Source organism: Mycobacterium sp. URHB0044, assembly GCF_000620625.1.
Classification (GTDB): Bacteria; Actinomycetota; Actinomycetes; order Mycobacteriales; family Mycobacteriaceae; genus Mycobacterium.
Map to the genome: position 1 here is coordinate 1 of NZ_JIAW01000032.1, position 19674 is coordinate 19674.

At 66.1% G+C, this 19674-nt stretch carries 19 protein-coding genes; 18 read left to right on the plus strand and 1 reads right to left on the minus strand.

Features of this window, described 5'->3' with window-relative positions; translation table 11 throughout:
- Window positions 1-581 (minus strand): GntR family transcriptional regulator (locus N536_RS40375; RefSeq protein WP_197040307.1); only part of this gene is annotated, 581 nt, incomplete at its 3' end.
- 124 nt (window positions 582-705) lie between these two features.
- Between N536_RS40375 and N536_RS40380 the strand changes: the two genes are divergently transcribed.
- The 18 genes from N536_RS40380 (at window position 706) to N536_RS0135050 (ending at window position 19674) form a co-directional block, all read left to right on the plus strand.
- Complete coding sequence (locus N536_RS40380; protein ID WP_081809513.1) at window positions 706-1224, plus strand: flavin reductase family protein; 519 nt, start codon at window positions 706-708, stop codon at window positions 1222-1224.
- The gene (locus N536_RS40385; RefSeq protein ID WP_051574997.1) at window positions 1221-2255 is read left to right on the plus strand and encodes a 3,4-dihydroxy-2-butanone-4-phosphate synthase; all 1035 of its coding nucleotides are present in this window, start codon (window positions 1221-1223) and stop codon (window positions 2253-2255) included. Before N536_RS40380 ends, N536_RS40385 begins: the two co-directional genes overlap by 4 nt.
- A 77-nt stretch (window positions 2256-2332) precedes the next feature.
- Complete coding sequence (locus tag N536_RS0134975; RefSeq protein WP_051574998.1) at window positions 2333-4060, plus strand: thiamine pyrophosphate-binding protein; 1728 nt, start codon at window positions 2333-2335, stop codon at window positions 4058-4060.
- A 47-nt stretch (window positions 4061-4107) separates the two neighbouring features.
- Entirely contained in the window at window positions 4108-5337 is a 1230-nt protein-coding gene (locus N536_RS0134980; protein WP_029117866.1) for an EstA family serine hydrolase, read from the plus strand.
- Window positions 5338-5389: 52 nt separating this feature from the next.
- Entirely contained in the window at window positions 5390-6886 is a 1497-nt protein-coding gene (locus N536_RS0134985) for an aldehyde dehydrogenase family protein (RefSeq protein WP_029117867.1), read from the plus strand.
- Between the two features lie 176 nt (window positions 6887-7062).
- Complete coding sequence (locus N536_RS0134990; RefSeq protein WP_029117868.1) at window positions 7063-7665, plus strand: TetR/AcrR family transcriptional regulator; 603 nt, start codon at window positions 7063-7065, stop codon at window positions 7663-7665.
- A gap of 83 nt (window positions 7666-7748) precedes the next feature.
- Entirely contained in the window at window positions 7749-8450 is a 702-nt protein-coding gene (locus tag N536_RS40390; RefSeq protein ID WP_064751617.1) for an SRPBCC family protein, read from the plus strand.
- A complete protein-coding gene (locus N536_RS0135000; RefSeq protein ID WP_036438746.1) occupies window positions 8447-9838 on the plus strand; it encodes an aldehyde dehydrogenase family protein in 1392 nt (463 codons plus the stop codon). Before N536_RS40390 ends, N536_RS0135000 begins: the two co-directional genes overlap by 4 nt.
- The gene (locus N536_RS0135005; RefSeq protein ID WP_197040308.1) at window positions 9835-10947 is read left to right on the plus strand and encodes a zinc-binding dehydrogenase; all 1113 of its coding nucleotides are present in this window, start codon (window positions 9835-9837) and stop codon (window positions 10945-10947) included. Before N536_RS0135000 ends, N536_RS0135005 begins: the two co-directional genes overlap by 4 nt.
- Window positions 10944-11738 carry an MBL fold metallo-hydrolase gene (locus N536_RS0135010; RefSeq protein WP_029117871.1) on the plus strand — a complete coding sequence of 265 codons (795 nt, stop codon included), beginning with the start codon at window positions 10944-10946 and terminating at the stop codon, window positions 11736-11738. The genes N536_RS0135005 and N536_RS0135010 overlap by 4 nt, the downstream gene beginning before the upstream one ends.
- A 15-nt stretch (window positions 11739-11753) precedes the next feature.
- The gene (locus N536_RS0135015; protein ID WP_029117872.1) at window positions 11754-12518 is read left to right on the plus strand and encodes an SDR family NAD(P)-dependent oxidoreductase; all 765 of its coding nucleotides are present in this window, start codon (window positions 11754-11756) and stop codon (window positions 12516-12518) included.
- A complete protein-coding gene (locus N536_RS0135020) occupies window positions 12515-14857 on the plus strand; it encodes a xanthine dehydrogenase family protein molybdopterin-binding subunit (RefSeq protein WP_029117873.1) in 2343 nt (780 codons plus the stop codon). Before N536_RS0135015 ends, N536_RS0135020 begins: the two co-directional genes overlap by 4 nt.
- On the plus strand, window positions 14854-15582 hold the full coding sequence (locus N536_RS0135025) for an enoyl-CoA hydratase (RefSeq protein WP_029117874.1): 729 nt from the start codon (window positions 14854-14856) through the stop codon (window positions 15580-15582). The genes N536_RS0135020 and N536_RS0135025 overlap by 4 nt, the downstream gene beginning before the upstream one ends.
- 2 nt (window positions 15583-15584) lie before the next feature.
- Window positions 15585-16403, plus strand: coding sequence for a xanthine dehydrogenase family protein subunit M (locus N536_RS0135030; RefSeq protein WP_029117875.1), 819 nt, complete (start codon window positions 15585-15587; stop codon window positions 16401-16403).
- The gene (locus N536_RS0135035) at window positions 16400-16891 is read left to right on the plus strand and encodes a (2Fe-2S)-binding protein (protein WP_029117876.1); all 492 of its coding nucleotides are present in this window, start codon (window positions 16400-16402) and stop codon (window positions 16889-16891) included. The genes N536_RS0135030 and N536_RS0135035 overlap by 4 nt, the downstream gene beginning before the upstream one ends.
- On the plus strand, window positions 16888-18072 hold the full coding sequence (locus N536_RS0135040) for a thiolase family protein (RefSeq protein ID WP_029117877.1): 1185 nt from the start codon (window positions 16888-16890) through the stop codon (window positions 18070-18072). The genes N536_RS0135035 and N536_RS0135040 overlap by 4 nt, the downstream gene beginning before the upstream one ends.
- Before the next feature lie 22 nt (window positions 18073-18094).
- Window positions 18095-18859 carry an SDR family NAD(P)-dependent oxidoreductase gene (locus N536_RS0135045; protein WP_029117878.1) on the plus strand — a complete coding sequence of 255 codons (765 nt, stop codon included), beginning with the start codon at window positions 18095-18097 and terminating at the stop codon, window positions 18857-18859.
- Window positions 18856-19674: a crotonase/enoyl-CoA hydratase family protein gene (locus N536_RS0135050; RefSeq protein WP_036438751.1), complete on the plus strand. Its 819-nt coding sequence runs from the start codon at window positions 18856-18858 to the stop codon at window positions 19672-19674. The genes N536_RS0135045 and N536_RS0135050 overlap by 4 nt, the downstream gene beginning before the upstream one ends.

Below are 19674 nucleotides of genomic sequence, written 5' to 3' on the forward strand. Positions count from 1 at the left end.
CTGGGGGTTTGGGTGGTGTAGACGCGTCGGTAGCGGCGGGCGTGATCGGACAGTTGGCGGATCAGTAACTCCAGGCGGCCGCCGTCGGCGTCGGGGCGGAAGAACTCGTGGAACCGTTCGTGCGGGACGGTGAAGCGGTCGTAGTCCCGCGCGTCGGCGGCGCGGCGCATCTCGTCGAGCACACTGGTCATCTCGTCGAGTTCGGCCGCGGTCAGCAACGGCACCCGCACGGTCAGCGCCAGCGGTTCCAAGACCAGTCGGGTGGCGTAGAGCTGTTCGAGGTCGCTGGAAGAGAAGTCGGCCACCTGGATGCGGTGATTGTGGCGCGAGACGACCAGTCCTTCGCGCTCCAACATCCGACACGCCTCGCGGATCGGGGAGCGCGACACCCCCAGGTCGCGGGCCAGGTTGGCTTGTGAGACCACCGAGCCCGGCGCCAAGTCCCCGCGCAGGATCCGATCCCGCAACAGGTCGTGCACCGCATCGAGCCCGACGGCTTCCCGACCCGCCTCCGGCGCCGTCACAGAGCCGGACGGTTGCTCCACCATCGCCATCACCCCCTCTCCGCTCGAAGCATTCACGAACCCGATTCTGTCGACAGTTTTAAGGCATGTCAAGCAGAGTGCTGGACGAAACTTCTTGGAAACTGGCCGAGCACCGTCTACTCTGTCGACAGATAAGCGGTACGCGATGCAAGGAGCAGTGATGGTCGGACCCGAGGCGTTTCGTCTCGCCATGTCCCAGGTCGCGACGCCAGTCGTCGTCGTCACGGTGCTCTCCCAGGAGGGGCCGCACGGCACCACCGTGGGGGCGTTCACGTCCATATCGCTTGAGCCGCCGATGATCTCAATCGCTCTCGACCGGCAGTCGGATCTGTTGGCCAAGCTGCGGGGCGCACAGCACTTCGGTGTCAACGTGCTGGCAAGTGACCAAACGGCGTTGGCGACCACCTTCAGTAAGAAGGGCCTCGACAAATTCGCGTCCACGGAGTGGCGGCTCGATGCGGGACTGCCCAGACTGCCCGGTTGTGCCCTCTGGCTGGTCTGCCGGACGGCGGAGCTCCTCGAGGGCGGCGACCACTTGGTGGTGCTCGGAATTGCCGAACACGCTGAAGTCGATCGGCGGTCGCCGTTGGTCTATCACGACCGCGCCTTCTCAACCGTCGGGTCCATCGACCCCGACGTCTCCGTCGGTGGATCTCTCGTGCGAGGCGAACCGTCGTGATCACGAAGGAACGTCCCAGCGTGGCGCTTCAGTCACCGCAAGCCGACGGCGCGGCTGACAGAGTCCGGCGCGCGATCGCTGCGATGGCGGCCGGGCGCGCTGTGGTGGTGGTCGACCACGCTCGCGCCCACGGCAGTGTGACGTTCGCCGCGAGCCATGCGACGCCGCGGCTCGTCGCGTTCGCGGTCCGGCACACTTCGGGCTTCATCCGCACCGCGCTCACCGGCGAGGCATGCGATCGCCTCGATCTACCGCCGATGCAGCGCGGCGGTGACGGCTCGGAGCCGGGCGCATACCGCGTCACCGTCGATCTGCTGGGTGCGGGAACCGGGATCTCCGCCGCGGACCGCGCACGTACCATCGCGGCTCTCGCCTCGCCAGAGCTGGCCGCCGCGCACTTCTGCCGGCCGGGTCACGTCGTGCCGGTGCAGGTGGACGCCGGCGGCGTGTTGCGCAGGCCATGGACGGCCGAGGCCACCGTGGATCTCGCGCGCCTGGCGGGACTCCCCGCCGCAGGCGCCTTCAGCGAACTCGTTTCGGAGGAGCGAGCAGTCGAGTTGGCCGGTGGCGACGAACTCGATCAATTTGCGGCCGAGCATGGACTCCCACTTGTCTCGATCGCCGATCTGATCACCTTCCGGCGCCGGAACGAGCCGCAAGTCCGGCGTGCAGCGGTTACGCCGATTCCCACCGAGCACGGGATGATGCGAGTCATCGGTTACGAGAGCGTCCATACCGGGGCCGAATACAGCTGCGTGGTCTCGGGAGAAGTGGAAGGCAAGTACGACGTTCCGGTGTACGTCCACACCGAGCACCCGTCCGCCGCCCGCGATCGAGACCTGCACGATGCGATGAGTGGAATCGCCGCTGAGGGCCAGGGTGTCGTCATCCACGCCGGATCATCCACCTCGGACGACGAAACGGTTGCCGTGCTGGCCGAACTGGGCGTGCGATCCTTTCGACTCATCTCACGCGGACGTGGTGTTCAAGAATTCGCACGTCCGCTAGCGCCGCTGAGTACCAGATCTTGATCTGACGCCCCTGCGACGGATTCGTGGCAGTCGGCCCGCCTGTTTTGCACGTTTCGACAACGAAGGAATGACGACGAATGAACACCGCCCTGCTGACGGGTACGACGCAATCCCCACGGCCGCAATGGTCGTCGATGTCGACGAGCCGCTATCTCGCCGAGGCGCTCCGAACCTATGGTGTGACGCATTTCTTCCACGTACCGGTCATCGTCCCTGCCGCAATGCGCGAGATGGTGGATATCGGTGTAACCCCGGTCATGACGCACGGCGAGAAGGCTGCGGCATACATGGCCGACGGCTATGCGCGAGCCAGCGGTCGAGTTGGCGTGTGCGGCGCCCAGGCCATCGGTGGCACGAATCTTGCTGCGGGCCTGCGTGATGCGTTTATGGCGCGGATTCCGATCGTTGCGCTAACGGGTGGCAAGCGCATCGAAAACCAGTATCGGGGCCAGTATCAGGAAATCGATGACATGCCGATCTTCGAGGCGATCACCAAGTTCAACGGGACCGTCTGGTCGCCGGACCGGCTACCCGACATGCTCGGCAGCGCCTTTCGTGCTGCCACCACGAGCGCGCCGGCGCCGGTACACCTCGAACTCAGCGGGATGTTAGGCGAGATCGGCACAGCGGGAGAGGTAACGGCTCCGCCGCCGGATGGGCGCTTCGGACGTTATCCGGCGGTCCGACCGCCGGCGCCGCCCGAGGATGTTCGGGCAGCCGTGGAGGCGCTCGCGTTGGCCGATCGACCGGTGATCGTCGCCGGCGGTGGCGCCCGCACGTCGGGCGCGGGAGAAGAACTGTTGGCGCTGGCGCGGCGCTGGAGCGCTCCGATCGTCACGGGCATGAACGCCAAGGGCATTGTGGCCGAGAACGATCCGCTGGCGCTGGGGGTGGTCGGGGAGTATTCGACGACTGCGGCCAATCGCGCCGTCTATGAGGCCGACCTCGTCGTGTATGTCGGGAGCCAGACGGGTGGCCTTGTTACACACAACTTCTCGGTACCGGCCGTCGACGCCCGCGTGGTCCACATCGACATCGACCCACTCAACCTGTCTCGCAACTTTCCGCACTCGGTGGGTGTGCTCGGTGACGCCCGCACCGTCCTGCGTCAGCTATTGGAGTTCGACGGCGGCCGTGCATCGCGGTCGGTCTGGTTGGACCGCGTCGCAGGCATGAGGGACGAGTGGCTGGCGCAGGTCGCCCCGGCCGAGACGTCTCAGAAGACGCCGATGACACCGCAGCGTCTCGCGCGTGAACTGGCCGACGCGCTTCCCGACGACGGCATCCTGGTGACCGACACCGGCCACGCCGCATCATGGCTGTCGCAGAACCTGCGGTCGCGGTCGGCGAATCAGTCGTTCCTGCGCTCGCACGGATCCCTTGGGTGGGGCTTTCCCGCGTCACTCGGCGCGAAGTGCGCGATGCCCGACCGCCCGGTGGTCTGCTTCACCGGCGACGGCGGCTTCTACTACCACCTTTCCGAGCTGGAAACCGCGGTGCGCTACGAGCTGCCCGTGGTGGTCGTGGTCAACAACAACGCGTCGCTCAACCAAGAGCAGGTTTTGTGGCAGGGCAATCCTGCCTTCGACCATCTCTGGCGGATGCGCTCGGCCGACTTCACCGCGGTGGCGGAGGCATTCGGATGTCAGGGCATTCGCGTGGAGAATCCGGCCGACGTCGGCGACGCGGTGCGTTCGGCGCTGGCTTCTGGGCAGCCCACGGTCATCGAAGCGATCAGTGATGACGCGGAGATGGCGGTCCCCGCCTGGGGGCCTGCGGGCAGCACGGGCATGTACGCCTACTGATCGCGCCGCGCCATCAGAACACTCATCCAATTGATAATGGAGGCAACGTGATTCCCAAGGTAAACGTCTCGCCAGATCTGATCAGTGGAGACGTCGACGAGGGTTATGGGAAGGTAGCCGACGTCTTCCGCCGCAACTTCGACGCCGGCAAGGAGATCGGCGCGGCGGTCGCCGTCTACCGCGACGGATGCAAGGTCGTCGATCTGTGGGGCGGTTATCGCGACGGCAGTACTCAAGCGCCCTGGGAGGAGGACACCATCGCCCTGGTGTTTTCGACCACGAAAGGCGTTGCGTCGCTTGCTGTCGCGGTGGCTGTCTCTCGCGGCTTGCTGTCGTATGACGCCAAAGTCGCCGACTACTGGCCGGAGTTCGCACAGGCTGGCAAAGAAGGCATTACGGTGCGGCAACTCCTGTCACATCAAGCCGGACTGCCCTTCTTGAAGCCCACTCTGACGCGCCATGACTTGGCCAACCCCACACGCATGACGGCGAAGCTCGAGGCGCAGCGCCCGGTGTGGAGTCCCGGAACCAGGCAGGGTTACCATGCCATCACACTGGGGTGGTACACCGGGGAGTTGATCCGTCGAACAGACCCCGAAGGGCGGTCATTCGGCCAGTTCTTCGCCGACGAGGTCGCCAAGCCACTGGATTTGGACTACTACATCGGTCTGCCCGCCTCGGTGGACCGCGACCGCGTGGCAAAGTTACACATACCCTCCAAGCTGCAGTCGATGCTGCACCTCTATGCGCTGCCCCCGGGTCTCATTGCCGCGTCGCTCAATCCGTTCGGTATGACTGCGGACGCTCTCACCGTCATCGAAGGGGTCCATGCCCCGTCGGAGGACTTCAATGGCGAGTATCTGCGGGCGATTGAAATGCCCGCGGGCAACGGCATTGGTACTGCCCGGTCGATCGCCAAACTGTATGGCAGCGCGGCGACCGGTGGTTCTGAGCTCGGCCTTACCCCAGATACCCTCAACGCGCTGAAGGCACCTGCGATACCGCCGACCAACGGGCTCCGCGACAAGGTGGTCAATCTGGACATGAAATTCGCACTGGGCTTCAGCAAACCGGACCGGCACTTCGTATTCGGTTCTTCGGACACTGCTTTCGGAACAGCTGGACTGGGCGGCTCGGGCGGATTCGCTGATCCCGACACCGGCGTCGGATTCTCCTACGTGATGAACAAGATGGGTTTCCACTTCTTCGATCCGCGGCAAGCCGCCCTGCGGGATGCGCTATTTCACGACGTCTTGGGGTCCAGGCACCAAAGCTGATTCCGATTCCAGCCCGACACCGACGACCCGGCAAACTCCAGGAGACACAACGATGACCACGGCAGTCAAAGACGCTCGTTTACGGCCGGAGGTACAGCAGTTTCTCGCTACCAGCAAGAAACTGTTGATCAACGGAGAATGGGTGCAGGCCCGATCCGGGCGCACATTTCCCACCTTCGATCCCGCGACGGGGGAGAAGTTGACCGATGTAGCGCATGCCGACGTCGCCGACGTGGATGCGGCGGTGCAGGCTGCGCGCTCGGCATTCGAAGGGCCATGGTCGAGGATGAAGGCGAATCAGCGCGAGCGGTTGATCTGGCGGATCGGCGACCTCCTGTCGGAACGAGCGACGATGTTTGGTCAGCTCGAATCGCTCGACAACGGCAAATCGGCGCTAGTTGCGGAAGTCGTGGATACCGCCTGGTCGGCTGACGTGTTCCGCTACTACGCCGGCTGGGCAACGAAGATCGAAGGGTCGACGGTCAACGTGTCGATGCCGTTCGCAGAGGGGGATTTTCACGCCTACACGCTGCGCGAGCCGGTCGGAGTGTGTGGACAGATCGTGCCCTGGAACTTCCCGTTGCTGATGGCGACGTTCAAGATCGCGCCCGCCCTGGCGGCCGGTAACACCGTGGTGCTCAAACCCGCGGAGGAGACTCCGTTGACAGCGCTGTTGCTTGGCGAGCTCTTCGAGGAGGCGGGATTCCCGCCCGGCGTCGTCAACATCGTGACGGGCCACGGCGACGCAGGCGCCGCGCTGGCTGCACATCCGGGGGTGGACAAGGTGGCCTTCACCGGCTCGACCGAGGTCGGCAAGCTCATCGTCGATGCTGCGAAGGGAAACCTCAAGAAGGTCTCGCTGGAACTGGGCGGTAAGAGTCCGAACATCGTGTTCGCCGATGCAGATTTCGACCTGGCCGTCGCGGGATCGCTCAACGCCTGGTTGTTCAACCATGGTCAGTCGTGTGTCGCGGGCACTCGATTGTTCGTCGAGGAAACCATCTTCGATGACTTCACCGCAGCCGTCGCGGATGCCGCCGCACAGGTGAAGATCGGTTCCGGCCTCGACCCAGATACACAGCTGGGACCGTTGGCCTCCCAGGAGCAGTTCGACCGCGTCACCGCCTACCTTCAGGCCGGCCTGCGCGACGGTGCTCGGGCACTGACTGGCGGTCGCCGCCACGGTGACAGCGGATTCTTCGTCGAACCAACGGTTTTCGTCGATGTCAAGCCGTCGTTCTCCGTGGTTCGTGAAGAAATCTTCGGCCCCGTGGTAGTTGCTCTTCCGTTCGGTTCGGAAGACGAAGCGATCGCTGCCGCCAACGACTCGCAGTTCGGGCTGGCCTCCGGCGTCTGGACCCGTGACATTTCAAAGGCACACCGAGTGGCCAAGAGACTTCATGCCGGCTCGGTCTGGGTCAATCAGTACAACGGCTTCGACACCGCGCTGCCGTTCGGCGGCTACAAGCAATCGGGTTGGGGACGCGAACTCGGTGCCACCGCGCTGGATCTGTACACGCAGACCAAGGCGGTCAACGTCGCTCTCTGACCGTGACGCGGAGGACGAAGCGCACGGACGCCACGCCGGTGTGCAGGTAATCGGACTCCGCCCTCGCCAGGCTGGCGGCGTTATCGGCATCGGAACGCTGCGATGGTGGACGAGCGACTGCAGAAGCCACTGACCCGATGGGCCTTCGTCTCGCTGGCGGCTGAGACAATGAGTCGATGACGACCGATGCGCCGGGGGATGAGTCGAAGTCGACGGTCAATAGTGCCGCCGTGCGTGACGTGGCGCTGACGTTGTTTGCCGACCGGGGATATCACGGCACCGCGGTCAGCCAGATGGCGAGCCAGCTTGGCATCCGCACGCCGAGTCTCTACAACCACATGCGTTCCAAGCAAGACCTGCTGCGCGACATCGTCATCCAGACGACCGAGGAGGTCTGGGCAGACTACGAGAAGGCCGTCGACGGTGTGGATGATGTCGTGGAGCGACTGCGGCGCGCGGCACGGGTGTATGCGTTGCGGCACGCCACCCACCGTCGCGAGGCGCTGATTGTCAACCGGGACATCGCCAGCCTGGAGGAACCGGCTCGTTCGCACGTGCTGGAGTTGCGCCGTCGCCATGCGCGGGCGATCCAGGGCTTGATCGACGACGGTGTCGAGCGCGGGCACTTCAGTGAGCAAGCGTCGGCCATCGCGGCGTTCGCGATCCTCGAGATGTGCGTGAGCATCGCCCGTTGGTTCCGCGACGATGCACCGCTATCCGCACAGCAGGTGGCGGAGAAGTACAGCGAGTTCGCCCTGCGCATCGCCGGACACAGCTGACGCACTCCCGCTAGGAGGCAGTTGACGTGCGCCGCCGCCGACCGGTAGCGTGCTAACTAACGCTCGTTAGTAAGGTGACTCTCATGGATTTGACCAACAGCTTCACCGTGAACCTGCCGGTTGAAGACACCTGGAAGGTGCTCACCGACCTGGAGCGGGTCGTCCCGTGCCTGCCAGGCGCAGTCCTACTCGGCGTGGACGGCGATGCCTACCGCGGTGCGGTGAAGATCAAGGTCGGTCCGGTGACGGCGCAGTACCAGGGCGTCGCCCGTTTCGTCGAGAAGGACGATCAGGCCATGCGGGCGGTGATCCGCGCCGAGGGTAAGGACGTCGGCGGCCAGGGCACCGCCGCCGCCACCGTGACGGCGGTCCTCACCGAGCAGGGCCAGGGAACACAGGTCGACCTCCGCACCGATCTGAGCTTGTCCGGCCGGGCCGCTCAGTTCGGGCGCGGCGTGGTCGCAGACGTCACCAACAAGTTGATCGGTCAGTTCGTCCGACGGCTGGAGGCCGAAGTCGCCTCGGGGACAACGCAAGCGGCCGGAAGACCGAACCCCGTCTCCTTGGCTGACGTCGAGCCGCTCGACGTGATGTCGAGCATGGGCGGGACGATCGCAAGGAGGATGATACCCATCTTGGCCGGCCTTTTCGCCGCGATACTGGGGATTGTCTTGGCGCGCAAGGCGACCCGAAGAGCCGTTCCGGTATCCCCGCCAACAGTCATCAATCTGACCCTCCCGGCGTCGTTTCGCCGGTGGGATTTCGAGGAGGCGACATCGTCATGACTGAACTGGTTCGTGAATCCGCACTGTACATCGGCGGAGAATGGGTGCCCGGTCGTGGCGCTGACTGCGAAGTGGAGAATCCCGCCACCGAAGAGACGATCGGAATCGTCACGCAGGCCTCGCGCGAAGACGTCGACGGTGCGTTGGTCGCTGCGCGCGACGCGTTCGACGGCTGGTCCGCCACGCCGGTTGCAGAGCGGGCGGCCGCACTACGCCGTCTACATGACGTGATCACCGAGCGGGCCGAGACCTTCGCTTCCTTGATCCATCGCGAGCAAGGATCCCCGCCACCGGTGGCGCGCAGGGTGCACGTGGACACGCCGTTGTCGGTCCTGGCGCGAACCGCGGAGGCCGTCGAGGAGTTCACGTTCCGGTCGGAGCTCGCCAACTCGGTCATCTTGCGGGAGCCGGTCGGTGTGGTTGCCGCGATCACCCCGTGGAACCTTCCGCTTCACCAGATCATCGTCAAAGTCGTTCCCGCCCTGGCCGCCGGCTGCACGGTCGTCCTCAAACCGGCGGCGCTGACCCCGCTGACGGCGTTCGAACTGGCCCGCGCGTTCGAGGTCGCGGGGTTTCCGGCGGGCGTGATCAACCTCGTCACCGGCGGCGGGCGCGACGTGGGTGACCAGTTGACGCGCAGTACCCTCGTCGACCACGTGTCGTTCACCGGCTCCACGGCGGTGGGCCGGCAGGTCGCCGTGGCTGCCGCGGAAACGGTCAAGGGCGTGACTTTGGAGCTGGGTGGCAAGTCGGCCAGTGTCGTGCTGTCGGATGTGTCCGACGAGACGCTGGCCAAGGCGGTCAAGGTCACTGTGGCCAACTGCTATCTCAATGGTGGTCAGACATGCACCGCGTTGTCGCGGCTGATCGTGCCCGCCGATCGGCTCGCTCAGGCCGAAGAACTCGCCGCGGCAGCCACCGACAGGTACGTTCCCGGCGAACGGCTGGGACCGCTGATCTCCGCCGGACAGCGCAAAGAGGTCGAAAGCTTCATCACCCCAGGGAAGATCGTCAGCCGGCCGCACGAACTGCCTGACCGCGGCTACTACGTCACGCCCACGGTTTACAGCGAGGTGGCCCCCGATTCCCGGCTGGCACAGGAAGAGGTCTTCGGCCCGGTGCTGTCGATTCTGGTCGCCGAGTCCGATGACGACGCCATCGAGCAGGCCAACGACTCGATTTACGGGCTCGGGGGCGCTTTGTGGACCGATGACACCGATCGGGCGCTGGATTGGGCGGCACGTATCCGCACCGGCCAGGTCGACATCAACGGTGCACCGTTCAACCCTCGCGCTCCGTTCGGCGGCTACAAGCAGTCCGGCTTGGGCCGCGAGATGGGCGACTACGGCATCGCCGACGTCCTCGAGATCAAGGCGGTCCAACGGTGAGCGAGGGGTATCGCGTCGAGATCGACGCGCTCGTGATGCGGTCGCCGGATGCGCCGATGGTGGTGGAGCGCATCGGGTTACGCGATGTCGGGCCCAATGATGTGAGAGTGCGCATCGATGCCACGGGTGTGTGTCACTCGGATCTGTCGCTAGCACACGGAGTGTTGGCGCAGCCGCTGCCTGCCGTGCTCGGGCATGAAGCGTGTGGCACGGTACTGGAAATCGGTTCGGAGGTCACCGGGGTAACGGTGGGGGAGCGGGTGATCCCGCTGTGGATTACACCGTGCGGCGACTGCATGCACTGCGTCCGCGGCGAGGCGCACCTGTGTGTGACCGGTTCCGCGCGCGGCGCCGAACCGTACGCGCTCAGCGCCGCGGGGGAGCCGATCTATCCGGGTTTGTCGGTCGGTTCCTTTGCCGAACAGACGGTGGTGCCGGCGGCCGCCGTGGTGAAGGTTCCTGACGACATAACGTCGGCGCAGGCGGCGCTGTTGGGCTGCGCCGTCACGACGGGAGTCGGTGCGGTAACCAAGACGGCCGCCGTAACGCAGGGCTCATCGGTACTGGTCGTCGGTCTCGGTGGTGTTGGTCTTGCGGCTGTGCAGGGGGCGAAACTCGCTGGCGCGTCCACGATCATCGCGACCGATCGCAACCCGGCCAAGGCCGATCTGGCCCTGAAACTCGGTGCCGACCATTTCGTGGCTGCCGATGACGACACCCGCAAGGCCGTGCGTGGGCTGACCGGAGGTCAGGGCGCCGACTATGCCTTCGACTGCGTCGGCTCGCCGACGACGATCCGGGCTGCGTGGGGAATGGCACGCCGGGGCGGCAGCGTCTGCGTCGTGGGCATCGGCGGCAAGGACGACAAGGTCGTCTTCAGCGCGCTGGAGTTGTTCCATTTCGCGCGCACGTTGACCGGTTGCGTCGCCGGTTCGCTGGACGCGGCCCACGACATGCCGCGCTACTTCGAGCACGTGCGAGCCGGCCGCCTGGACCTCGCGGCAATGGTGACCGGCCAGGGCCATCTCGGTGACGTCGAACGGGCTTTGGCCGATATGGTTGTCGGACAGGGCATCCGCACCCTGATCACACCCTCCGGGGCACGGTGAAGATCGGCGCGCTGGCCGTCGAACCGGTCGACGACGGGACCGGCCTGGAACCGGCCCGCGAGTCATTGACCCGGCCGGGTGTACCGGACGCGTGGTCCTGCCACGAGCACCTGCTCGATTCGAGGGGCAACCTGAAGCTGACGGTGGGTGGCTTCCTGCTGCGCACCGCCGACCGGGTCGTCCTGATTGACGCGGGCGTGGGCACGATCAACAACGATAAATACCGCGGCGGTCAGTTCCTGGAAAGCCTGCGCGCGCTGGGCGTCGAACCAGAAGACGTCACCGACGTGGTGTTCACGCACCTGCATTTCGACCACGTCGGCTGGGCGACCAAGAAGGGCCAGGTCGTCTTTCCCAGCGCGACCTATCGTGTGCACGAGGCGGACTGGGCGCATTTCATCGAGGGATCGGACGCGGATCCCGGTGCGGTACGAAAACTGTCGCCGCTCGCCGACCAGTTGGAGACGTTCGGCGCCGACACCACGATTGCGCCCGGACTGGACACCAGACACGTGCCCGGCCACACCCCAGGGTCGACGATCTTCGTGGTGTCGAGCCAAGGGCAGCGCGCGTTGCTGCTCGGCGACGTCGCGCACTCGGCCGTCGAACTCACCGATCCCACGTGGGAAGCCGTCTTCGACGTCGACCGCTCTGCGGCCCGACAGGCGCGGGCCCGGCTGATCGACGAACTCACTGACCGGCCTGACGTGCTCGCCGCTGCCCATTTCCCCGACCTCCGGTTCGGGCGCTTGATCACCGTCAACGGTGAGCGCCAATTCCACTTCATCTAGGGAAGGCAACACACCATGGACCTCAAACTCACCGACAAGAACGTGCTCGTCACGGGTGCCGGCCAGGGGCTCGGTCGGGCCATCGGCATGGCGTTCGCGCATGAAGGTGCCAACGTCGCCTTTCATTACAACTCGTCGGCGGAGGGTGCGCAGGACGCGGCCAAGGAAGCCGCGAAGCTCGGCGTGAATGCAATAGCGGTGGGCGCGAACCTGCAGGACCACGCCGCCGTCGCGGCCGTCGTCGAGGACGTCAAGGCTCAACTCGGTCCGGCCGACATCTTGATCAACAACGCCGCCGCTACCCAGAGCAAGCCGTTCCTGGAGACCACCGAGGAAGACTGGGCGCCGCAGATCGGCGTAACCGTCGCCGGGACACTGCGCATCACCCAGGCGGTGGCCAGGCAGATGGTCGACAATGGCGGCGGCTCGATCGTCAGCCTGATGGGCGACTCCGGCCGCGTCGGTGAATCCCGGCTCCTCGTCACCGCGACCACACGTTCGACGACTGTCGGGCTGACCAAGTCGCTGGCAAAAGAGCTCGCCCGTTACAAGATTCGCGCCAACGCCGTGTCCATCGCGCTCGTCCAGACCAACAGCCTGGACGCGCACACCGGCAGCGCCGACGACGAGAAGATGAAGCGCATCCTCTCGGCCTACCCGCTGCGACGGCTGGGTCGACCCGAGGACATCACCCCGACGATCCTGCTACTGGCCTCGCCGCTGTCGTCCTGGACCACCGGCCAGGTGGTCTCGGTCAACGGCGGCTACGCAATGCCATGACAGCAGACGACGTCCAAGAAGTCGGAACCGTGGCGGCGATGGGCCGGGCAGTACGCCGCAAGGAAGACGCCCGGCTCATCACCGGCCACGGTCGGTACGTCTCAGACCTCCAGCTGCCACGCATGCGTCACGTCGCCTTCATGCGCAGTCCCTACGGGCATGCGCGGATCACCGGCGTCGATACCTCTGTGGTGCTGACGATGCCCGGAGTGCACGGTGTATTCGTCGGCGAGGACTTCGCGCCGCTCGCGCTGCGCGCGCAGTCGGCCCTGCCCTCGTATGTCGAGACCGAGCAGCCGATTCTGGCCCGTCACAAGGTGCGGTTCTCCGGGGAGGCGGTAGCAGCCGTGGTTGCCGACGACCGCTATCTGGCCGAGGATGCCCTCGAGCGCATCGACATGGACTACGAACCACTTCCGGCGACGGTCACGGCGTGGGCGGCGCCAGCCGTACCGGTGCACGACGAAGCCCCCGACAACGTGTTGCTGGAGCGGACTTTCGACACTGGCGACGTTTCGGCGACCCTGGACGGCGCATACGTGGTGATCGAGAAGGAGCTCGTCACCAACCGGCACGCCGGCAACCCGATGGAATGCCGCGCAGGCGTCGCGTTGTGGGATGCAGGCGAGGACAAGCTCACCTTCTGGTCTGGAACGCAAGTACCACACATCGTGCGGAACATGCTCGCGGAGCTTCTCGGCTTGCCCGAGGGGAACATTCGTGTGATCGCACCCGACGTCGGAGGCGGATTCGGCACCAAGGCGGTGCTCTATCCCGAGGACGTCGCCCTGTGCCTGATAGCGCGCGCGATGCGTGGGACTCCGATCAAGTGGGTGGAAGACCGAGCCGAACACCTGCTCGCGGCCACCCACGCCCGTGACCACCGGTATCGCATCAGGGCCGGATTCGGCGTTGACGGCGATCTCTTGGCCCTCGACGCCGAGGTGACGTGCAACGTCGGCGCCTACTCCGTGTATCCGTGGACCGCAGGCATCGAACCGCTCATGGCGGGAGGCCTGCTGTCGGGGCCCTACCGGCTTCGCCACTACCGGTGCACGGTGCGTGGCGTCGCGACCAACACCTCGCCGTCGGGGCCATACCGCGGAGTCGCCCGGCCGGCCAGTGTGTTCGCGATGGAATCGGTACTGGACGCCGCCGCCCGAGAACTCGGAATGACGGGTTTGGACATTCGGCGCCGCAACCTGATCACGCGCGCCGAGATCCCGTACCGAATGCCGTCGCGCCTGGTCGACGACTCCGGCTGGTACGGCGAATGTCTCGAAAGAGCCGTGGCGGCAATCGGTTACGACGACTTCCTCGACGAGCAGCGGCGTCGGCGCACCGCCGGTGAGAACCCGATCGGACTGGGAGTCGCATGCTACAACGAGCTGACGGGTCTCGGCCGTGCCGCCGCCGCCGGCCCACGCATGCCATTCCGCACGGGTCACGACGCATGCACGGTACGGGTCAATCCGGACGGCCGGGCCACCGTGCTGTCCGGCGTGACGTCGCAGGGCCAGGGGCTGGAGACGACCATTGCTCAGGTGGTGGCTGACGCGGTCGGCCTGCCGTACGACGACGTGGATGTCCGCATCGGTGACACCAACGAATCCCTTTGGGGCTTTGGCGCGTTCTCCTCGCGGCAGGCGGTTATCGGCGGCGGTGCCGCGCACCGTGCCGGCTCGGCCGTGCGGGACAAGATACTGCGGCTCGCGGCCTCACTCTACGAATCCGACGTCGAGAAACTCACCATCAGCGCCGGGCAGATCCATGCCCGCGGCGAGGAGAAGCCGCTGGGCGCACTGGCAGAACTCGGCCGCATCGCCTATCTGGAGTCCCACCGACTGCCCGAAGGCATCGAACCGGGTTTGGAAGCCACCGAGTTCTTCGATCCCATCCTGGGTGCGTTCTCCGCGGGCGCACAAGCCGCTGTCGTCGAAGTAGACTGCGCTACAGGGCAATTGACGATCCTCAAGTGGGTTTGCGTGGAAGACGCCGGCAGGGTCATCAACCCACAGGTGGTCGACGGCCAGATCGCAGGATCGATCGCCCAAGGCCTCGGCGGTGCGCTGTATGAGCACTTGATCTACGACGAGGCCGGAAATCTGTCCACGGGCACCCTGATGGATTACCTCATGCCCACCAGCGCGGAGGTGCCCGATCTGATCATCGACCACTTGTCGAAAGCCGCGGACAATCCGCTTGGCGTGCGTGGCGTCGGAGAGGGCGGCACTCTTGGACCGAACGCGGTCCTCGCCGGCGCGATCGGCGACGCACTGGGTGTGCAGATAACCCGGCTGCCGCTGACGCCGGCGGCGGTCTGGGAGGCATTGCGGTGATCACCACGGACCGACACGCTGCCGTTGGGATCATCCGCATCGATCGGCACGAGCGACGCAACGCGCTCGACGTCGAGCACTGCGACGCTCTACGGGACGCGGTCGAGACGCTCGCCGCCAACGGCCCACGGGCGTTGGTGATCACCGGTCGCGGCAGCAGCTTTTGCGCGGGCGCGGATCTCGGCGGCGTCTACGACGACGGATTCCGCGCGGCGCTGTACGGCATGCTGCACACCATCGCCGGATTGCCGATCCCTGTCATCGCAGCCGTCAATGGGCCCGCTATAGGCGCAGGGACTCAGCTCGCCATTGCTTGCGACCTCAGAGTCGGCGATGCCTCAGCCGCTTTCGCGGTGCCCACGGCACGCAACGGGTTGGCCGTGGACCCATGGACGGTGCGGCGACTCGCCGTCCTTGCCGGCGGCGCGACCGCTCGCGCGATGCTGCTCGGCGCTGCGCGGTTCGACGTCGAACGCGCATTGGAACGCGGACTCGTCGACCGCATCGGCGACTTTGCGGCCGCGTTGCGCTGGGCGAGTGAGATCACCGGATACGCACCCCTTTCCCTGCGGTACTCGAAGAAGGCGTTGGACAAGCTCTTCGAACCCGACCACTGGGAGCCCGCGCTCGACGTCGCGTTCGACGGATGCTGGCGCAGTGAGGACCTCGCCGAGGCCACGCGAGCCCGCGCCGAAAAACGCGCACCGCAGTTCCGAGGACGCTGACGATGAAACCTGCCCCGTTCGACTACCTCAGGCCCGGCAGTGTCGCCGAAGCGGTGCGCGCGCTGGTCGACGCCGGGGGCGACGCCAAGCTGCTTGCCGGCGGACAGAGCCTCGTGCCCGTTCTCGCGTTGCGCATGGCCCGGCCGCGGGTGCTGATCGACATCAACCGCATTCCAGGGCTGTCCTCGATCACGCCACTGGACGGCGGGGTTCGGTTGGGCGGGCTGGTGCGCCACTGCATGCTGGCCGAACAGACCGACCACCCGTTGCTGGCCGAGGCGGCTGGCTGGATCGGGCATACCGCCATCCGGTCGCGGGGTACAACTGGAGGCAGCATCGCGCACGCCGATCCGGCCGCCGAGTTACCGGCAGTGGCCGCCGCCCTGGAGGCGAAGATCCACATCTCAGGCGTCGGCGGCGACCGCGTCGTCGGGGCCGCAAACTTCTTCACCGGTGCACTCGAGACCGTCCTGGCGGACGACGAGATGATCACAGCCGTCGACATGCCGCGGCCGTCCCGCTGGGGATTCTCCGAATTGGCCCGCCGCCATGGCGATTTCGGCCTTGTCACCGTCGTCGCCGCCGAGGTCGGGGGGATCTGGCGACTGGCGATCGGCGGGGTGGCCGGTGTTCCGGTGCGTCCGGGGGAGGCGGAACAGCTACTCAACGCAGGTGCGCCGGCCGAGCAGATTGCGGATGCGGCGGCTGCGGCGATTGACCCGTCCAGCGACATTCACGCGTCGGCCGAATATCGGCGAGCGATGACACGGGAGTTCACCCGGCGGGCCGTGCGCCAGAGCGGAAGACAGGTGGCGGCATGAAGACCGAATTCTCGGTCAACGGTGAACGGCACGGCATCGACGTCGAACCCCGTCGAACGCTTGCCGACGCGCTGCGGGAGGATCTGGGTCTCACCGGCACCCATGTTGGTTGCGAACATGGGGTGTGCGGGGCGTGCACTGTGCTGGTCGACGGCGACCCGGTGCGCGCATGCCTGATGCTTGCCGTGCAGGCTGACGGAAGCTCGGTAACCACAGTCGAGGGCATGGCCGCCGATGACGGCACGCTTCATCCGCTGCAGGAAGCCTTCTGCGACCACCACGGTCTCCAGTGTGGATTCTGCACACCGGGCATGCTGATGTCGGCGCTGGACCTGTTGCACCGTGACCCGAGTCCCGACCGGGAGTGTATCCGTAAGCAGCTGTCGGGCAACATCTGTCGCTGTACGGGTTACGTGGGAATCGTCGACGCAGTGGCGGCGGCCGCCGAACAGATGAGTAACGAGCCCGACACCGAGGAGAACGCATGAAGTATGAAAACGTCTCACTGCCTACCGGCGCGATATGGTCCTCGCCATTCGTGCGCTGGCAGGGCGCACTTGCGGACTCCTCGAGCCTCGATGTCGCCGCGGCTGTGACTACGCGGGCACTATCGCAGCGGTCCATCGACGTGGAGATGATCGACGAACTCGTGTTGGGCATCACGATTCCGCAGCCGGGGTCGTTCTTCGGTCCGCCGACACTTGCCGCACAGATGGGGATGCCGGATGTGGCCGGGCCGATGATCGCTCGGGCCTGCGCTACCGGGGTGGCGGCCCTACATGCCGCCGCCGCCACCGTTGCCGGCAGCGGCGGTGTGTCGCTGGTGGTCACCACCGATCGAACCAGCAACGGGCCCAACCTGATTTACCCATCGTCATCGACGCCCGGTGGATCGCCCGTGGTCGAGAACGTGGTCCAGGAGAATTTCGCCCGCGACCCCTGGGCCGGAACTTCGATGATGGCTGCGGCCGAGATCGTCGCCGCCGAGCAGCGAGTCAGCAGGCAGGAACTCGATGACGTGGCGGCACTGCGCTACGAGCAGTACGAGCGCGCGCTCGCCGGCGATCGTGCATTCCAGCGCGCCTACATGGTGCCGGTCGAAGTGGGACAGGGTCGGCGAACTGTCACCGTTGAGCAGGACGAAGGCATCCGACCCATCGACGCCCAGAAGATTCGATCACTACCTGCCGCCACCAAAGACGGGCTTCACACAGGTGCGACACAGACACATCCCGCCGACGGCGCCGCCGGGGCGCTCGTGACGACCACCGAACGCGCTCGCGAGATATCCGGTGGCGGCGTGGTCGAGATCCTCGCGTCCGGGTTTGCGCGAGTAGCGCGCAGCCGCATGCCCGAAGCGCCCGTGCCGGCGGCCATGGCAGCGCTCGCAGACGCCGGCCTGACCATGGACGAGGTCGACGCGGTGACCACCCACAACCCGTTCGCCGTCAACGATGTCGTGTTCGCCCGGCGCACCGGGCGTGACCTCGCTGCGATGAATAACTATGGATGCAGCCTGATCTGGGGGCATCCGCAGGCGCCTACCGGGACGCGCGCACTCGCTGAACTCGTCACCGAACTCACCAACCGCGGCGGTGGTGTGGGCCTGTTCACGGGCTGCGCGGCCGGAGACACGGCCGGTGCACTCGTCGTGCGTGTACGGGATTAAGACCGAAGATCAAGGAGAACCAATGGAAATCAAAGGTGTTGCGGCGCTCGTCACGGGAGGGGCGTCGGGGCTGGGTGCCGCCACGGCGGCGGCCTTGGCTGAGCGCGGCGCAATCGTGTTCGGCCTGGATCTGCCCGACGCGGTCAAGAAGGCGCAGGACGTCGATCGACGCGCGGCACTGCTGGAGGCGGACGTTACCGATACCGCCGACGTCAGCGCTGCACTCGCTGAGATCGGGCGCGGAGGCGCGCCTCTACGTGTCGTGGTGAACTGCGCCGGGATCGGTCCGTCATCCCGGGTCTTGAGCCGCAGGGGGCCACATGACATCGAGCTGTTCGCCACCGTGCTGCGCGTCAATCTCCTTGGCACGTTCAATGTTCTGCGGCTGGCCGCCGCGGCGATGGCCGGCAGCGAGCCGGTCGACGACGCCGGTCAGCGGGGCGTGGTGATCAACACCGCTTCGGTAGCGGCGTTCGAGGGACAGATCGGGCAGGTGGCGTACGCCGCGTCGAAGGGCGGCGTGCATGCGATCACGCTACCGGCCGCCCGCGATCTCGCCCAGTACGGCATCCGGGTCAATACGATCGCACCCGGCATCGTCGATACCCCAATGCTGGCCACCGTCACCGATGAATTCCGCACGGCCCTCGGCGAATCGGTGCCGTTTCCCAAACGTCTTGCCAGCGCAGCCGAATTCGGAGCGCTCGCGGTCAGTATCGTCGAGCAGGACTACCTCAACGGTGAAACCATAAGGCTGGACGGCGCTCTGCGGATGGCACCGAGATGAGCGGCCAGCCCTCCAACATCCATCTGTCCGAAGCGACGGAACCCGCCGCGGTGGGGGAGCGCCGCGGCGGCGTGGCGATCATTCGGTTGAACCGCCCCGCAGCGTTGAACTCAGTCAACGCCGCATTGTCGACGGCCGTGGGGGAGTTGATCGAGCAAGCCGCTGCCGACGACGAGGTTCGCGTCGTGGTGTTGACCGGAACCGGCCGTGCCTTCTGCGCCGGAGCGGACCTCAAAGCCCTTGCTTCGGGCGAGTCGCTCGACGCGCCAGGGCATCCCGAGTGGGGTTTCGCCGGCTACACGCGCCATTGGATCGAAAAGCCGACCATCGCAGCGGTCAACGGCTTTGCGTTGGGCGGGGGAACAGAACTCGTGCTCGCCAGCGACCTCGCGGTGGTCGACGAGAACGCCAAGCTTGGATTGCCCGAGGTCACCCGTGGGCTGTTCGCGGCAGCCGGCGGCGTACTGCGGCTGCAGACGCAGATTCCGTTCAAAATCGCGGCCGAGATGGTACTGACAGGCAAGCCGATCACCGCGGCAGAAGCGCACGGTCTGGGCTTGATCAATCAGATCGTCGCGGCGGGCACCGCGCTCGATGCCGCGCTCGACGTTGCCGAGACCATTGCGAAGAACGCGCCGATTGCAGTGCGTGAGTCGAAGACCCTGCTGCACAAGGCCGCCCATAGTTCGACGTGGGATCCGCCGGTGTGGGCGCTCAATCAGGACGCCATGGGTCGAGTCTTCAACAGCGCGGACGCGCGCGAGGGTGCCAAGGCCTTCGCAGAGAAGCGTCCGCCCGTGTGGTCGAACAGCTGA

What these genes read in the sequence shown, in the direction of transcription:
- N536_RS40380 (WP_081809513.1), top strand. Translation starts at nt 706, where the DNA reads ATGGTCGGACCCGAGGCGTTTCGTCTCGCCATGTCCCAGGTCGCGACG.
- N536_RS0134975 (WP_051574998.1), top strand. Translation starts at nt 2,333, where the DNA reads ATGAACACCGCCCTGCTGACGGGTACGACGCAATCCCCACGGCCGCAA.
- N536_RS0134985 (WP_029117867.1), top strand. Translation starts at nt 5,390, where the DNA reads ATGACCACGGCAGTCAAAGACGCTCGTTTACGGCCGGAGGTACAGCAG.
- N536_RS0134990 (WP_029117868.1), top strand. Translation starts at nt 7,063, where the DNA reads ATGACGACCGATGCGCCGGGGGATGAGTCGAAGTCGACGGTCAATAGT.
- N536_RS40390 (WP_064751617.1), top strand. Translation starts at nt 7,749, where the DNA reads ATGGATTTGACCAACAGCTTCACCGTGAACCTGCCGGTTGAAGACACC.
- N536_RS0135000 (WP_036438746.1), top strand. Translation starts at nt 8,447, where the DNA reads ATGACTGAACTGGTTCGTGAATCCGCACTGTACATCGGCGGAGAATGG.
- N536_RS0135015 (WP_029117872.1), top strand. Translation starts at nt 11,754, where the DNA reads ATGGACCTCAAACTCACCGACAAGAACGTGCTCGTCACGGGTGCCGGC.
- N536_RS0135020 (WP_029117873.1), top strand. Translation starts at nt 12,515, where the DNA reads ATGACAGCAGACGACGTCCAAGAAGTCGGAACCGTGGCGGCGATGGGC.
- N536_RS0135030 (WP_029117875.1), top strand. Translation starts at nt 15,585, where the DNA reads ATGAAACCTGCCCCGTTCGACTACCTCAGGCCCGGCAGTGTCGCCGAA.
- N536_RS0135035 (WP_029117876.1), top strand. Translation starts at nt 16,400, where the DNA reads ATGAAGACCGAATTCTCGGTCAACGGTGAACGGCACGGCATCGACGTC.
- N536_RS0135040 (WP_029117877.1), top strand. Translation starts at nt 16,888, where the DNA reads ATGAAGTATGAAAACGTCTCACTGCCTACCGGCGCGATATGGTCCTCG.
- N536_RS0135045 (WP_029117878.1), top strand. Translation starts at nt 18,095, where the DNA reads ATGGAAATCAAAGGTGTTGCGGCGCTCGTCACGGGAGGGGCGTCGGGG.
- N536_RS0135050 (WP_036438751.1), top strand. Translation starts at nt 18,856, where the DNA reads ATGAGCGGCCAGCCCTCCAACATCCATCTGTCCGAAGCGACGGAACCC.